The sequence below is a fragment of the Agromyces cavernae genome (assembly GCF_021044935.1).
Classification (GTDB): Bacteria; Actinomycetota; Actinomycetes; order Actinomycetales; family Microbacteriaceae; genus Agromyces; species Agromyces cavernae.
This window is the reverse complement of record NZ_JAJNMP010000002.1, coordinates 281,668-297,033: the sequence shown is the minus strand read 5'-3', so window position 1 is coordinate 297,033 and position 15,366 is coordinate 281,668. Positions and strand designations below refer to the sequence as shown.

The following is a 15,366-nucleotide window of genomic DNA, read 5'->3' as shown; positions in this document are numbered from 1 at the left end:
TGGTAACCGCCGAATCCGTGCGCGCGCCCGGCTCGCGCTCAGGAATCCGATACCCGCGCGTCGAGCCGCGCGAGGAACAGCGCCTCGGCGAGCAGCGCGCGCTTGAAGACACCGAGGTGCAGCGACTCGTTGGGGCTGTGCGCGCGCGATTCGGGGTCCTCGACCCCGGTGACGAGGATCTGTGCGTCGGGGAACTCGTCGACGAGTTCGGCGATGAACGGGATCGACCCGCCGATGCCCATGTCGATGGGGGCCTTGCCCCAGGCATCGGTCATGGCAGCTCGGGTCTCGGCGACCGCCCAGCCGCTCGTGTCGACGAGGAACGGCTGACCCGTGTCGACGTCCTCGAACGTGAGGCGTGCGCCGAACGGCGCGTTCGCCTCGAGATGCGCCCGGATCGCGGCGAAGGCCTCCCCTGCGTCCTGCCCGGGTGCGATCCGCGCACTGACCCGCACTCGCGTGCCCGGGATCAGCGTGTTCGAGGCGTTCGCGATGTCGGGCGCGTCGATGCCGGTGATCGTGATGGCGGGTTGCGCCCAGATTCGCGAGAGGATCGAACCGTGCCCGATGGGCGAGACCCCGTCGAGCAGCCCGGCCTCGGCGCGCAACTGCGCCTCCTCGTACGCGGGCGTCTCGAGGCTCGCTGCGGTGAGTCCCTCGACGGCGACCGAGCCGTCGTCGTTCCACAGCGAATCGAGCAGCCGGATGGTCGCGAGCATCGCATCGGGCACCGCTCCCCCGAACATCCCCGAGTGCGAGGCATGCGAGAGCGTGTCGATGCGCAGGTTGAAGGCCACGGCGCCACGGAGTGCCACGGTGATCGCCGGTGTCTCGAGATCCCAGTTCGACGAGTCGGCGACGATGATCGCGTCAGCCGCCAGGAGCTCCCGGTTCTCGTGCAGGAAGTTCGCGAACGACTGCGACAGGTACTCCTCCTCGCCTTCGATGAACAGCGAGATGCCGAGGTCGAAGTCGGCGCCGAGCACTTCGGTCAGGGCTCGGATGGCGCCGACGTGCGCCATGATGCCGGCCTTGTCGTCGGCCGCGCCGCGCCCGTAGAGCCGGTCGCCACGCTGGGTCGGCTCGAACGGCGCCGAATCCCAGTCCTCCTCGCGTCCGGGCGGCTGCACGTCGTGGTGCGCGTACAGCAGCACGGTGGGGCGTCCGTTGCGTGCTGGGCGGTGCGCGACGACCGCGGGAAGCCCCAGCTCCGGGTCATCCGCTCGTCCTTCGCTGCCCGAGACGGGCGCACGGCGCACGTCGACGAGATCGAAGACGCCGAGCCCGCGCACCAGTTCTGCGACGGCGTCGGCAGAGCGCGCCACGTTCGCCGGGTCGAACGCCGGCCATGACACGGACGGGATCTTCACGAGGTGGGCGAGGTCGGCGATGGTCACGGGGAATCCGGCCTCGACGGCGGTGCGGAACGCCTCGATCCGCTGGTTCGCTTCGTCGGATCGGGGTTCGGTGAGGAGGGGGTCGGTCATGCCGGTAATCTTAAAGGGAACCGATTCGAGGAATCCCGTGGCGAAGCAACCCGACAGCACAGAACAACCGAGCGCCGAGTCGCTCGAAGAGACCCAGGCCCGCCTGAAGAACGGCACCAAGGGTGCTCCCACCCCCAGCCGCGCAGCGCAGGAGGCCGCTCGCAAGCGTCCGCTCGTGCCGAACGACCGCAAGGAGGCGGCGAAGCAGGCTCGTGCCAAGGCCGCCGAGTCCCGCGAGAAGGCCCGCGTCGGCATGGCCATGGGCGACGAGCGCTACCTTCCCATGCGCGACCGCGGTCCGCAGAAGAAGTACGTGCGCGACTACGTCGACGCCCGCTTCAGCGTCGGCGAGGTCCTGATCCCCGTCATGTTCGCGGTCATCGTCCTCACCTTCATCCCGTCGCCCGAGGTGCAGTACGCGGGCATCCTCGCGCTCTGGGCGTTCTTCGCGATCGCCGTCGTCGACGTCGTCATCCTCGGCTTCCTCCTCAAGAAGAAGCTCGCGGCGAAGTTCGGAGCCGACAAGGTCGAGCGGGTGCGCTGGTACGCCGCGATGCGTGCACTGCAGCTGCGCCCGCTGCGCCTGCCGAAGCCCCAGGTGAAGCGCGGGCAGTACCCCTCCTGATCGACGGCGCTCCTGATCGACGGCGCTGTCGGATCGAACCGTCCACCGGATGTCGCGCCCGGCGATTCACGTTCGCGCGTACGCCCCCGCACGGATGAGCGGCACGCGGGTCTCGTCGTCGCTCAGTGATCCGTGCTGTCCGATCATCGACTCGGCCTGCCGATTCGGCTCGCGACGGTCGTAGTAGGCGACGCCCGCCCGTGCCGCCACGATCACGTCGCCGATGCGGGAACGCACCTCGACGTCGACCGGGCCGTAGAGTCCGGCCGCGATCGCCTCGTCGCGGGTGAGCACCCACGCGCGCTCACCCTCGGCGGTACGCCACCGGTCGACGAGGTCGGCCCGTTCGGCCGAGTCGAGACCGGGCTCGAGATAGAGGGACAGGCATCGCGGCTCGCCGCCGACGTGGCGCACGCCGTCGACGAGCCCGGGTTGAGCGTCGATGAATCGGTGTCGGTGCGCCGGCACGTCGATGACCCCGTGGTCGGCGGTCACGAGCAGGCCCGTGCCACGAGGCATCCGCTCATCGAATGCTGCGATCTCGGCGTCGAGCTGTTCGAGGAAGCCGAGCCATCGATCGGACTGCCAGCCGTGCGCGTGAGCCGCCTGGTCGAGTTCGGGCACGTAGAGGTAGACGAGCGCGGGACCTTCCGACTGCAGCACCCTGAGCGCCTCCGCGAAGCGGTCGGCGATGGTGGCGCCTGAGCGGTACTCGGCGCCGCGCAGCACCGCGCGCGTGAATCCCGAGTCGGCATAGCGCGGAGCTCCGACGGCGAACGTGGCGATGCCGCGCTCGCCCGCCCGTTCGAAGAGCGTCGGCAGCCGCTGCCACGATTCGGGTCTCATGCGGTCGTCCCAGCCGTTCAGCTGGTTCACGAGGCGGTCGCCGGCGGCGTCGAGCACGCGATAGCCCACGAGCCCGTGCTCCCCCGGCATGCGACCCGTGGTGAGGCTCGCGAGTGCGGCCGCCGTCGTCGACGGGAATACGGTGCGGATGACGTCGCGCTTGGCGAGCCGCGTCGCGAGGTAGCGAGCGTGCCCCGCGCGCTGCTGGATGTTGGCCGCACCGAGGCCGTCGGCGAGCACGACCACGGAGCTGCGCGCCTGCGGCAGCGAGAGCGGGTTCGACTCGTCGGCGATGCTTGCCAGCGAACTGTCGAGCACCGCGGCAAGCCGCCCGGCGCTGTCGGCGGGCACCGGTAGCATGGCAGACATCGCGCCCAGTCTGGCATAGGCCGGGCGCGCCCCCGTTCCACCGCGTGCGCCGCACGCCCCGCAGCAGAGAACACGGATGACCCGAGCCAAGAACCCGCCCGCCGACGAACCGATCGTCGAACGCATCGAAGACGTCGACGTCGCCACCGAGATGCAGGGCTCGTTCCTCGAGTACGCCTACTCGGTCATCTACTCGCGGGCGCTGCCCGATGCTCGCGACGGCCTCAAGCCCGTGCAGCGGCGCATCCTGTACCAGATGACCGAGATGGGCCTGCGGCCCGACCGCGGGCACGTGAAGTCGGCGCGCGTCGTCGGCGAGGTCATGGGCAAGCTGCACCCGCACGGCGACACGGCGATCTACGACGCGCTCGTGCGCATGGCACAGGCGTTCACCCTGCGGGTGCCGCTCATCGACGGGCACGGCAATTTCGGCTCGCTCGACGACGGGCCGGCCGCCCCGCGGTACACCGAGGCGCGACTGGCCTCGTCGGCATTGGCGATGACCGAAGGCCTCGACGAAGACGTCGTCGACTTCGTGCCGAATTACGACAACCAGCTGACCCAGCCCGAGGTGCTTCCCGCCGCCTACCCGAACCTGCTCGTGAACGGCGCGAGCGGCATCGCGGTCGGCATGGCGACGAACATGGCGCCGCACAACCTCATCGAGGTCGTCGGCGCCGCACGGCACCTCATCGCCCACCCGAACGCGACGCTCGACGAGCTCATGGAGTTCGTGCCCGGGCCAGACCTGCCCACCGGTGGCACGATCGTCGGGCTCGCCGGCATCAAGGACGCCTACGCCACCGGCCGCGGGTCGTTCAAGACGCGCGCCAAGGTGCGCGTCGAGAGCATCACGGCCCGCAAGACGGGGCTCGTCGTCACCGAGCTGCCCTACCTCGTCGGCCCCGAGAAGGTCATCGAGAAGATCAAAGACGGGGTGAACGCCAAGAAGATCAGCGGCATCTCCGACGTCACCGACCTGACCGACCGAACCAACGGGCTCCGTCTCGTCATCGGCATCAAGACCGGCTTCAGCCCCGACGCCGTGCTCGAGCAGCTCTACCGGCTGACCCCGCTCGAGGACTCCTTCAACATCAACAACGTCGCACTCGTCGACGGCGGTCCGCAGACCCTGGGGCTGCGTGAACTGCTGCAGGTCTATGTCGCCCACCGCATCGCCGTCGTCACACGCCGGTCGCAATACCGGCTGGCCCGGCGCAAAGAGCGCCTGCACCTCGTCGAGGGCCTGCTCATCGCCATCCTCGACATCGATGAGGTCATCCAGCTCATCCGGTCGAGCGACGACACCGCGGCGGCACGCTCGCGGCTCATGGAGGTGTTCGACCTCAGTCAGGTGCAGGCGGAGTACATCCTCGAGCTGCAGCTGCGCCGGCTCACGAAGTTCTCGCGCCTCGAGCTCGAGGCCGAACGCGACAGGCTGCGCGCCGAGATCGATGAGCTCGAGGCGCTGCTGGCCAGTCGTCATCGCATCGAAGCGCTCGTCTCCGACGAGCTCGCCGAGGTCGCCGAGCGATACGGCACGCCGCGCCGCACCCTCTTGACCGATGCTCGTCCTTCGGTCGCCGGTGCCGCGGCCAAACGGGCGGCAGCCGCAGCGCTCGAAGTGGCGGATGTCCCGTGCCGCGTGTTCCTCTCGGTGACCGGCCGCATCGCGCGGGTCGACCTTCCCGACGGGCCCGAAGGCGCACCGAGCATCACGCCGCCCGCACGCCGCAGCAAGCACGACGCCATCCGGTCGGCGCTCGACACGACGAGCCGGGCAGAGATCGGAGCGGTGACGAGCCTCGGGCGACTCATCAGGTTCACTCCCGTCGACCTGCCGATGCTTCCGCCCACCTCGGTGCAGCTCGGCGCCGGCGTGCGCGTCGGCGACTACCTCGCGCTTCCCAACCGCGACGAGAAGGTGCTCGCGCTCGTCTCGCTCACGAGTCACCGGTCCATCGTGCTCGGCACCAAGCACGGCGTCGTCAAGCGCGTCTCCACCGGTGCGTACCCGAACAAGCCCGAATTCGAGGTCATCGGCTTGAAGGCCGGCGATGAGGTCGTCGGCGCCGTTCAGGGCGACGAGAGCGACGAGCTCGTGTTCGTGGCATCCGATGCGCAGTTGCTGCGATTCCCCGCCGCAGCGGTGCGTCCGCAGGGCTGTCCGGCCGGTGGCATGGCCGGTCTCAATCTCGGCAGCGGTGCGCACGTCATCCACTTCACGAGCGTGGCGCGCGACGATGCGGGCGACGCCGTCGTCGTCACGATCGCTGCGAGCAGCGACACCCTGCTCGGCACCGACCCCGGCAGCGCGAAGGTCAGCGAGTTCGCGGAGTTCCCGGCGAAGGGCCGCGCTACTGGCGGTGTGCGCGCCCAGCGATTCCTGAAGGGCGAAGACGCGCTGCACCTGGCGTGGGTCGGACGCTCCCCCGCACTCGCGGTCGGCAGCGACGGCTCGGCTCGGCAGCTGCCCGACGTCGGTGCGAAGCGCGACGCGTCGGGTCAGGCGCTCGACGCGGTGATCACTGCGGTCGGCGCGCAGATCTGCTGACCGAACGGGCGCGGCCCGCTCGCTGCCGAGCGTTCTCTCCTTGACGCCGACGCGATCGACCGGCATATTCGGCGGTGGCCGGACGATGGGTCCACACGCACCCCTCCGAGCCGGCGCGACGGAGGGAGAGCGGTCGATGACGACGGGTCTGCAGGAGGCGGTCCTCGGGCGAGTGCTGGAACCGGGCGATGACGATTACGATTCGGCACGGTCGGTCTGGAACGCGATGATCGACCGACGACCTCGGTACATCGTGCGATGCTCCGGAACCGCCGATGTCGTCGCGGCCGTGGGCTTCGCGACCGATCACGGCCTCGAGGTCGGCATCCGATGCGGGGGCCACGGCATCGTCGGGCACGCCGTGCCCGACGGCGGGCTCATGATCGATCTCCGTCCGATGGGCGAGGTGTCAGTCGACCCGCACACACGTCGCGCACGAGTGCAGGGCGGGGCTCTGCTCGGCGCGCTCGACGACGCGGCCCAGGCCCATGGCCTCGCGACGACCGCAGGCAACGTGTCGCACACTGGCGTCGGAGGTCTGACCCTCGGCGGCGGCATGGGCTGGCTCGCCCGCAGGCGCGGTCTCGCATGCGACAACGTCATCTCGTTCGAAGTCGTGACGGCGGCCGGCGACACCCTGCGCGCGAGCGCCGACTCGCACACCGACCTGTTCTGGGCGCTCCGCGGCGGCGGCGGGAACTTCGGCGTCGTGACCGAGTTCGAGTTCGCCCTCCACCCCGAGCCAGGCCTCGCGATCTCCGCCGAGTTCCACTATCCGGTCGCCGCCGCTCACGATGCGATGCGCCGGTGGCGGGATCTGAACGGCACCGCACCGCGCGAGGCGACCTACACGGCGACCATCGCGGATGCGACCGTGGCACTCGGCCTCGTCTGGGTCGGCGATCCGAGCGACGGCAACGCTCGGATCGCGGCACTTGGCGATGGCCTGGCCGAGATCGCCGAACCCCAGGCGCGCGTCATCGAGAGTTGGTCGTACCTGGGCCTGCAGCGCCGCGAGGACGACATCGAGGCACACGCGTGGCGGAGATACTGGAAGGGGCACTACTTCAGCGAGCTGGCCGATGGCGCCATCGACGCGCTGCTCGCGCGCGACGCCGAAGACCTGCCGAACGTGAGCCTGCAGGCGTACGGCGGCGCGATCGCGGACGTCGCCGATGAGGAGACGGCGTTCTCGGGCCGCGACACCGCGTTCGAGTTCGTCGCCGCGTCGCGCTGGCAGGATGCCGCGGAGGACGATCGGCGCGTGTCGGCCGCACGACGCTACGCGGCCGGCCTGGAACGATACGCGAGCGGCGTCTACGTGAACACCCTCGCCGATGAAGGCGTCGCCGGGGTTCGCCGCGCCTATTCCGACGCCAAGCTCGCGCGGCTGGCCGCCGTCAAGGCGGTCTACGATCCGGGCAACGTGTTCCACCTCAACCAGAACATCCGACCGTCGGCCGGCTGACGGTCAGGCGTCGATACGGTCGCGTTCGAGGGTGTCGGAGCTTTCGATGATGAACTCCTTGCGCGGTGCCACCTCGTTGCCCATCAGCAACTCGAACACCCGTCCGGCACCTTCGGCATCGCCGATGCCGACGCGACGAAGCGTGCGCTGGCGGCGATCCATCGTCGTCGTCGCGAGCTGGTCGGCGTCCATCTCACCGAGGCCCTTGTACCGCTGGATCGGGTCCTGATAGCGCTTCTTCTGTCGATCGAGCGCGGTGAGCACGCCGTGGAGCTCGGCCTCGGAGTACGTGTAGATCGTCTCGTTCGGCTTGGATCCGGGGTTCATCACGACCACGCGGTGCAGGGGCGGCACCGCAGCGAACACCCTGCCCTCCTCGATCATCGGACGCATGTAGCGGAAGAAGAGCGTGAGCAGCAGGGTGCGGATGTGGGCACCGTCGACATCGGCGTCGGCCATGAGGATGACCTTGCCGTAGCGAGCCTGCGCGATGTCGAAGCTGCGGCCCGAGCCCGCTCCGATGACCTGGATGATGGAGGCGCACTCGGCGTTGCCGAGCATGTCGGCAACACTCGCCTTCTGCACGTTGAGGATCTTGCCGCGAATCGGAAGCAGTGCCTGGTGCTCGCTGTCACGAGCGAGCTTCGCAGTGCCGAGCGCGGAATCGCCCTCGACGATGAAGAGCTCGCTATGGGCGACGTCGCTCGACCGGCAGTCGACGAGCTTGGCGGGCAGCGATGAGCTCTCGAGCGCGTTCTTTCGTCGTTGCGTCTCTTTGTGCGCACGCGCGGAGATGCGGGACTTCATCTCGGCGACGACCTTGTCGAGCAGCAGCGACGACTGCGCCTTGTCGTCGCGCTTCGTCGAACTGAACCGCGCGCCGAGTTCTTTGGTGAGCACGTTCGACACGATGTTGCGCACGGCCGGGGTGCCCAGCACCTCTTTGGTCTGGCCTTCGAATTGCGGCTCGGGAAGCCGCACCGTGATCACCGCCGTGAGCCCTGCGAGCACGTCGTCCTTCTCGAGCTTGTCGTTGCCGGCCTTCAACCGGCGTGAGTTCTGCTCGACCTGCTGGCGCAGGAACTTCAGCAGCCCTTGGTCGAACCCCGCCTGGTGCGTGCCGCCCTTGGGGGTGGCGATGATGTTCACGAACGAGCGCACGATCGTGTCGTAGCCGGTACCCCACCGCAACGCGATGTCGACCTGGCAATCGCGCGACAGCTCGGTCGGCACCATGGCGCCGCCCTCAGTGAGCACCGGCACCGTCTCGGTGAACGTGCCCGTTCCGGTGAGCCGCCAGATATCGGTGATCGGCGCGTCGGTGGCGAGATGCTCTGCGAACTCGGAGATGCCGCCGTCGAACTGGAACGACGTCGTATGCGGCACCGGGCCGCGCTCGTCGGTGACGTCGATCGCGAGCCCGGGCACGAGGAACGCGGTCTGTCGCGCGCGGCCCAGCAGCTCGTCGGTCTGGAACTCGGCGCCCTTGGTGAAGATCTGGCGATCGGCCCAGTACCGGATGCGGGTGCCGGTGACCCCCTTCGCCACCTTCCCGATGGCGCGCAGTTCGCTGCGCTCCTCGAACGGCGTGAACGGCGCGTCGGGCGACGGCGCACCGGCGTCGGCGAACACCCCCGGTTCGCCACGGTGGAACGACATCGCCCACGTCTTGCCGTCGCGGTCGACTTCGACGTCGAGACGCTCGGAGAGCGCGTTGACGACGGACGCCCCGACACCGTGCAGCCCGCCGGAGGCCGCATACGAGCCCGAGCCGAACTTGCCGCCCGCGTGCAGTTTCGTGAACACGACCTCGACGCCGGAGAGCCCGGTCTTCGGCTCGACGTCGACGGGGATGCCACGTGCCCGGTCGCGCACTTCGACGCTGCCGTCGGGGTGGAGCATCACGCCGATCTCGCTGCCGTGGCCGGCGAGTGCCTCGTCGACCGAATTGTCGATGATCTCCCAGAGGCAGTGCATGAGCCCGCGAGAGTCGGTCGAGCCGATGTACATGCCGGGTCGCTTGCGCACGGCCTCGAGGCCCTCGAGCACGGAGAGATGGCGGGCGGAATAGTCGGAGCTCACGTCGGTCAAGCCTAGTTCGCGCGGCCGACACTGCCGCGCAGGCGCTACGCGCTGAGCGAAATGCCCGGCCCGCAGGAAGGTCTCGGTTCAGGTCCGTGTTTACATTGATGAACGGAACGTCGAGTTGAGCACGAAGGAGGAGCCCATGACCCAGTACACCGAGACGCCCGGTGCGGTCGATGAACTCGAGACCCCTTACGAGCTCACTGCCCTCGACCGGTGCGACGCCTGCGGAGCGCAGGCCTACATCCGTGTGGTCGTCGCGAGCGGCGAACTGCTGTTCTGCGCCCACCACGGTCGCAAGCACCAGGAGAAGCTCTCGCAGATCGCGCACAGCTGGCACGACGAGTCGAGCCGACTGCTCTCCGACGGTCGCGACTGACGACCTCATCACCCATCGACCGAACGCCCCGGGATTCCCGGGGCGTTCGTCGTTCCCGGGAATCCCGAGGGGTGCTCGTCGAGCCGAGCCCGACGACTACGCCTGCGCCCGTTTTGCGGCGCACAGCCCGCCGCCCCTACGCTGCTGACGATGACGCTCGCACATGACATCGCCGGCGACGGGCCGTGCGTGATACTGCTCCACTCCTCCGTCTGCGACCGCAGGATGTGGGACCCCCAATGGGATCTTCTCGTCGACGCGGGGTTCCGGGTCGTCCGGCCCGACTTCCGCGGATTCGGCGAGACGTCGGCACCGACATCGGCGTACGACGAGGCCCGCGACATCCGGGATCTCCTCGATCGGCTCGGCATCGAACGCGCCGCGTTCGTCGGATCGTCGTTCGGCGGGCGCGTCGCGCAGGAGTTCGCGTCGCGCTGGCCGGCGCGCGTGACCCGCCTCCTCCTGCTGTGCCCGGCGACCCGGCTGCTCGAGCCCACCGACGACCTGAAGGCGTTCGGCGCCGAAGAGGATGCACTGCTCGAGGCGGGCGACGTCGAGGGCGCGGTGGACCTGAACGTGCGCACGTGGGTCGGGCCTGCGGCCGATGATTCGGTCCGGGAATCCGTGGCGCGGATGCAGCGTCGCGCGTTCGACATCCAGCTCGCCGCATCGGACGTCGCCGCGGACCGCGGCGACTTCCATCTGGGCGAGGTGATCGCTCCGACTTTGGTCGTCTCGGGTGCGCACGACCTCGAAGGCATGCGAAGGACTGCCGTGTTCCTGAGCGAGCGCATCGAAGGTGCCGTGCACCGGGAACTCGACTGGGCCGGACATCTGCCGAGCATCGAGGATCCCGAGCGGCTCGGCCCGTTGCTGATCGAGTTCCTGGGTGAGCCGGCGAGCTGAGATCGATCGACGCCTGCGCTCCGCTGCGATCAGCCGAGCGGATCGGGGGCGGATGCCGCGACGCGAGCCGCGGCGAGCTGTGCCTCGCGCGCAGCATGGGAATACCCGTCGACGACCGCTGCGCGCTCTCCGGGCACGTACGAGAGACCGGCGCGCTCAGCCGTGATGCCGAGCAGCGCATCGGCGAACGCGGGATTCTTCGCGAGCACCGGCCCGTGGAGGTGCGTGCCGATGACCGACCCCATGACGACGCCCTCCTGCCCGGAGTCACGGCCGTTGCCGCTGCCGGCCCGAACGCGACCGAGCGGCGAGCCCTCGGCGCCGACGTAGTCGCGTGCGTGGTTCTCGAACCCGACGAGGGTGCCGAACTTCGACGAGGCGACCACGAGATCGCCCGTCATCCGCGAAGGGCGGGGCACCGCCCGGCCGGGGAGGATGCCGAGCCCCTCGACGACACGCTCTCCGCGCAGTTCGACGCCCCAGCTGAGGAGCTCCCAGCCGGTGCCGACCGCCAGGATCGGTACGCCCTCGGTGCCCCACGTGCGAAGGTCATCGTGGAACTCGCCGAGCGCGGCGCGCGCCGCTTCGAGCGACGAGTCGTCACCGGACCCGAGCACGATGGCATCGACCCGGGCGGGGAGGTCGCCGCGACGCTCGACGGGGAGGACCACGGCGTCGAGGCCGGCCCATCGGGCACGGGCCGCGAGCACCGCGGCGTTCTCGGCGTCGCCGTTGGTGTTCTGCAGGCTGGGCAGCAGCGAGACGATGGTGAGGGTCATTCCGCTCCTGTGAGTCCGAGGTGCGCTCGAGTGCGTCGCATCGAGTCGGCGGAGAACACGATGGTCTTCACGCCAGACGCGGGCGCGGGCGCTGCGAGGAAATCGTCGAGTGCACGGCCGAGGTCGGGTTCGACGCGATCGATCTCGACGCCGTCGTACGCGAGCATGAGCGCCGCCTCGGCGGCCTTCGAACCGCTGACGATCGAGACACGCCCGAGCGACGAGGCATCGGTGGGCCAGAAGTACGACGGATCGCGCACGTCGGAGCCGATCGCGAAGAGGATCTGCTCGGTGCCGGGCGCGATCGAATCGACGTTGAGCTGATAGCTCGCGGGATTCTGCACGAGCACGAACTCGACGTCCTGACCCCGCACGGCCACCCGCTCGCCGCGCCCGAACACCGCCGGAATCTCGCTGAGTGCGCGCGCGGCGGTCGTCGATGAGAAGCGCTCCCCCAGCACGGCTCGGGCGGTCGAGTACGCGGCAGCGGCATCGACGGCGTAGTGGGTTCCGCGCGCCGGCAGACCGATCGAGACGGATGTCCCGCCGTCGTCGAGCACCGCCTCGGCGCCGTCGACCGAGGTCACGCGAACGCCGGTGCCGACGGCGAGGCGCTCGGGCGACGTCTCGGTGTAGCCGAGGCCTCGCGGCGAGGCGTCGAGCACGTCCTGCGAGACGCCGAAACGGTGCACCGCGACATCCGATCGCAGTTGCACGGCGAGGCGTTCGAGGTACGCGTCGTCGGCGTTCACGACGACGGACTCGTGGGCTTGCACGGCGATGCGCGCGAGCATTCCCGCGACCATGTCGGAGTCGTGGAACCGGTCGATCTGGTCGACCATCACATTCGTGAGTGCGACGACTCGAGCATCGACGCCCTGCATGACGAGGGCACCGTGTCCTTCGTCCATCTCGAGGACGGCGACGTCGCCGGGCACGCGCCCCAGCCAGTCGGCGCGTTCGAGGAGCGCCGAGGTGAGGCCCTGGCTGATGTTCGCCGTCGACGGGTTGGTGAACACGTCGATGCCGTGGGCACGCAGAACGGCGACCAGCATCTTCGTGGTCGTCGACTTGCCGCTCGATCCCGACACCACCACGAGACCCTGCGGGAAACCCGACAGGGTGCGCTTGAGGTACCCGGGTGCCACGTTGTTGACGATGAGCCCGGGCATCGCGGATCCGCCGCCCGGCTTGCGCAGCCGGGCGGCGAATCTCACGAGTCTGCCGACGAGGATCGCCGGCCCATAACGCAGGAAACCAGCGCGCACCGGCGGCCTACTCGAGGTAGTCGCGGAGCGACTGCGAGCGCGACGGGTGGCGGAGCTTCGCCATCGTCTTCGACTCGATCTGGCGGATGCGCTCGCGCGTCACGCCGAACGTGTCGCCGATCTGGTCGAGCGTCTTCGGCATGCCGTCACCGAGCCCGAACCGCATGCGGATGACGCCCGCCTCGCGCTCGCTCAGCGAGTCGAGGAGCGACTCGAGCTGCTTCTGCAGCATCGTGAAGCCCACCGCGTCGGCCGGGACGACCGCCTCGGTGTCTTCGATCAGGTCGCCGAACTCGCTGTCGCCGTCTTCGCCGAGCGGCGTGTGCAACGAGATGGGCTCGCGCCCGTACTTCTGCACCTCGATGACCTTCTCGGGGGTCATGTCGAGCTCGCGGCTGAGTTCTTCGGGCGTGGGCTCGCGACCCAGGTCTTGCAGCATCTGGCGCTGCACCCGGGCGAGCTTGTTGATGACCTCGACCATGTGCACCGGGATGCGGATGGTGCGGGCCTGGTCGGCCATGGCGCGGGTGATCGCCTGGCGGATCCACCACGTCGCGTACGTCGAGAACTTGAAGCCCTTGGTGTAGTCGAACTTCTCGACCGCGCGGATGAGTCCGAGGTTGCCCTCTTGGATGAGGTCGAGGAACTGCATGCCGCGACCCGTGTAACGCTTCGCAAGCGAGACCACGAGACGCAGGTTCGCGCCGAGCAGGTGGCTCTTGGCACGCTGGCCGTCTTTCGCGACCCACTGCAGCTCACGACCGAGCTGTGAGCGCTTCTCGGTGTCGGACATCGCCGACAGCTTCTCCTCGGCGAAGAGCCCGGCCTCGATGCGCATGGCGAGCTCGACCTCTTCGGCCGCGTTCAGCAACGCGACCTTGCCGATCTGCTTCAGGTAGTCCTTGACCGGGTCGGCGGTGGCGCCGGTGATCGCCGCCGAGTAGACCGGCACCTCGTCTTCGTCGTCGACCGCTCGCAGCACGAGCGCGCCGGTCGGGTGCGGCTCGACCGGGATGGGCTTGGTGTGGTCATCGTCGGATGCCGCGTCGTCGGCCGCCTCTGCGTGCTCGACCACGGCCTCGTCGACCACGACCTCCTCGAGCTCTGCCGGGTCGACCTCGTCGCCCTCGTCGCCGGACCCGGACTTGCCCGCCTTCGTGCGCGGCTTCGTCGCGCTCTTCGCCGTGCTCGTTCGCGGCGTCTTCGCTGCGGGGGTCTCCTTCGCCGGCGTGGTCTTCGCCGTCGCCTTCGCCTTCGTGGGCGCCTTGGCTGCCGTCGACTTCGGGGCGGTCGACTTCGCGGCGGTCGGGCGCTTCGCGGCAGGCTTCTCAGCCTCACTCGCCGTCTGCGCCTGCGCCTTCGTCGTTGCCATTCGTTGAACCTCTCCTACCGTCGCGCGGCGTTCGCTCCCTCAGGGCGGCGGCTCATGCGGTCGGTCCGGTCGTTTTCGGACACTATGAGGACCCATGTCAAGTCCGCGAGATCGGTGCGATGATGGTCGCACCCGCGAACCTGAACGGGTCCTGACCCCTATTATACAGCCCCGGGCCCCGCGAGAGCGCACGTCGAACGCCGCGTCGCCTCAGGTATTGACAACGCCGGAACGGCGATCGCCATTCCCGGAGAGGATCAGCCCCCGCGCCGGATCAGCCCTTCGGCCCCTCGTCGTCGCGTGTGCGCCGGAAGGCGAGGAACTTCTCGAGCTCGGCGGCGATCTCATCGGCCGACGGCAGTTCGCCGTCTTCGTCGGTGAGCGGCGAACGCAGGGTCGTGCCCTCCATGTAGGCGTCGTGGCGTTCCTCGAGCGTGTGCACGAGCTTCGCGAGCTCACCGTTCTCGGCGACCTGCTCGTCGATGCGAGCCACGAAGTCGCGGCCCTGTGCGCGCAGCGCGTCCGTGGGGAAGATGCGGCCGGTCGACGCGCTGATCGCTTCGAGGGCGGCGACGGCGGCCGACGGATACTCGGCATCGTTGAGGTAGTGCGGGATCAGCAGGACGAACCCGGTGGTCGACTGGCCGAGCTCATGCAGCCGGAACTCCAGCAGGTGCAGGACGTTCGACGGGACCTGCGTGGTCGGCCGCCACACCGACATCTGCTCGATGAGCTCTTGACGGTTGCCGCTCACCGTCACGCTGATCGGCCGGGTATGCGGCACCGGCATCGGAATCGCGTTGATCCAGGTCGTCGACGAGACCTGGAACTCGTCGACGAGGGCCAGCACGGCCGACGTGAACTGCTCCCAACGGAAGTCGGGCTCGAACCCGGTGAGCAGGAGGAACGGCTGACCGAGCTCGTCGCGGGCGAGGTCGAGCGCGAGTCGCGGCGGCGTGTACTCGGTGAGGTGGTCGCCCTCGAACAGGATGATCGGGCGCCGAGCCCGATAGTCGAGGAGCTCGTCGACGTCGAACGTGGCGACCACGGTCGTGTCGAGCGTCGCGCGGAGGTACTCGGTCGTCTGCGCAACAGCACCGCCGGCGTCGGCGAATCCCGTGAGTCCGGCGACGAGCGGCAGCCCGGGCGGCACCGAGACATCCGGATTCAGCTCATAGAGGGAACGGGAATCGCGCATGTTTCCAGCCTACTGACGCCTGATCGCACG

The 15,366-nt window shown here is 69.2% G+C and carries 12 protein-coding genes; 5 read left to right on the top strand and 7 right to left on the bottom strand.

Going from position 1 to position 15,366, the window contains the following annotated elements; all coding sequences use genetic code 11:
- Nucleotides 1-38: 38 nt before the first annotated feature.
- Nucleotides 39-1,487, bottom strand: a complete 1,449-nt coding sequence (locus LQ757_RS07440; RefSeq protein ID WP_231046591.1) for a dipeptidase — start codon at nt 1,485-1,487, stop codon at nt 39-41.
- 37 nt (nt 1,488-1,524) lie between these two features.
- Between LQ757_RS07440 and LQ757_RS07435 the strand changes: the two genes are divergently transcribed.
- Nucleotides 1,525-2,112, top strand: coding sequence for a DUF3043 domain-containing protein (locus tag LQ757_RS07435; protein WP_231046590.1), 588 nt, complete (start codon nt 1,525-1,527; stop codon nt 2,110-2,112).
- Nucleotides 2,113-2,178: 66 nt separating this feature from the next.
- Here LQ757_RS07435 and LQ757_RS07430 read toward each other — a convergent pair whose 3' ends face one another.
- Complete coding sequence (locus LQ757_RS07430) at nt 2,179-3,327, bottom strand: alkaline phosphatase family protein (RefSeq protein ID WP_231046589.1); 1,149 nt, start codon at nt 3,325-3,327, stop codon at nt 2,179-2,181.
- Between the two features lie 76 nt (nt 3,328-3,403).
- Here LQ757_RS07430 and LQ757_RS07425 point away from each other — a divergent pair, with 76 nt between their 5' ends.
- Nucleotides 3,404-5,881, top strand: coding sequence for a DNA gyrase/topoisomerase IV subunit A (locus LQ757_RS07425; protein ID WP_231046588.1), 2,478 nt, complete (start codon nt 3,404-3,406; stop codon nt 5,879-5,881).
- 136 nt (nt 5,882-6,017) lie between these two features.
- The gene (locus LQ757_RS07420) at nt 6,018-7,349 is read left to right on the top strand and encodes an FAD-binding oxidoreductase (protein WP_231046587.1); all 1,332 of its coding nucleotides are present in this window, start codon (nt 6,018-6,020) and stop codon (nt 7,347-7,349) included.
- 3 nt (nt 7,350-7,352) lie between these two features.
- On the opposite strand, the gene LQ757_RS07415 is transcribed toward LQ757_RS07420, so the two are convergent.
- Complete coding sequence (locus LQ757_RS07415; RefSeq protein ID WP_231046586.1) at nt 7,353-9,431, bottom strand: DNA gyrase/topoisomerase IV subunit B; 2,079 nt, start codon at nt 9,429-9,431, stop codon at nt 7,353-7,355.
- Between the two features lie 145 nt (nt 9,432-9,576).
- Here LQ757_RS07415 and LQ757_RS07410 point away from each other — a divergent pair, with 145 nt between their 5' ends.
- Nucleotides 9,577-9,813 (top strand): DUF7455 domain-containing protein, encoded by a 237-nt coding sequence (locus LQ757_RS07410; RefSeq protein WP_231046585.1) that lies wholly within the window; start codon nt 9,577-9,579, stop codon nt 9,811-9,813.
- Between the two features lie 150 nt (nt 9,814-9,963).
- A complete protein-coding gene (locus LQ757_RS07405; protein ID WP_231046584.1) occupies nt 9,964-10,719 on the top strand; it encodes an alpha/beta fold hydrolase in 756 nt (251 codons plus the stop codon).
- Between the two features lie 29 nt (nt 10,720-10,748).
- Here LQ757_RS07405 and LQ757_RS07400 read toward each other — a convergent pair whose 3' ends face one another.
- The 4 genes from LQ757_RS07400 to LQ757_RS07385 form a co-directional block, all read right to left on the bottom strand.
- Nucleotides 10,749-11,498 carry a type 1 glutamine amidotransferase gene (locus LQ757_RS07400; protein ID WP_231046583.1) on the bottom strand — a complete coding sequence of 250 codons (750 nt, stop codon included), beginning with the start codon at nt 11,496-11,498 and terminating at the stop codon, nt 10,749-10,751.
- The gene (locus LQ757_RS07395; RefSeq protein WP_231046582.1) at nt 11,495-12,766 is read right to left on the bottom strand and encodes a Mur ligase family protein; all 1,272 of its coding nucleotides are present in this window, start codon (nt 12,764-12,766) and stop codon (nt 11,495-11,497) included. Before LQ757_RS07395 ends, LQ757_RS07400 begins: the two co-directional genes overlap by 4 nt.
- Before the next feature lie 7 nt (nt 12,767-12,773).
- The gene (locus LQ757_RS07390) at nt 12,774-14,138 is read right to left on the bottom strand and encodes an RNA polymerase sigma factor (RefSeq protein ID WP_231046581.1); all 1,365 of its coding nucleotides are present in this window, start codon (nt 14,136-14,138) and stop codon (nt 12,774-12,776) included.
- Nucleotides 14,139-14,412: 274 nt separating this feature from the next.
- Nucleotides 14,413-15,336 (bottom strand): proteasome assembly chaperone family protein, encoded by a 924-nt coding sequence (locus tag LQ757_RS07385; protein WP_231046580.1) that lies wholly within the window; start codon nt 15,334-15,336, stop codon nt 14,413-14,415.
- Nucleotides 15,337-15,366 lie beyond the last annotated feature (30 nt).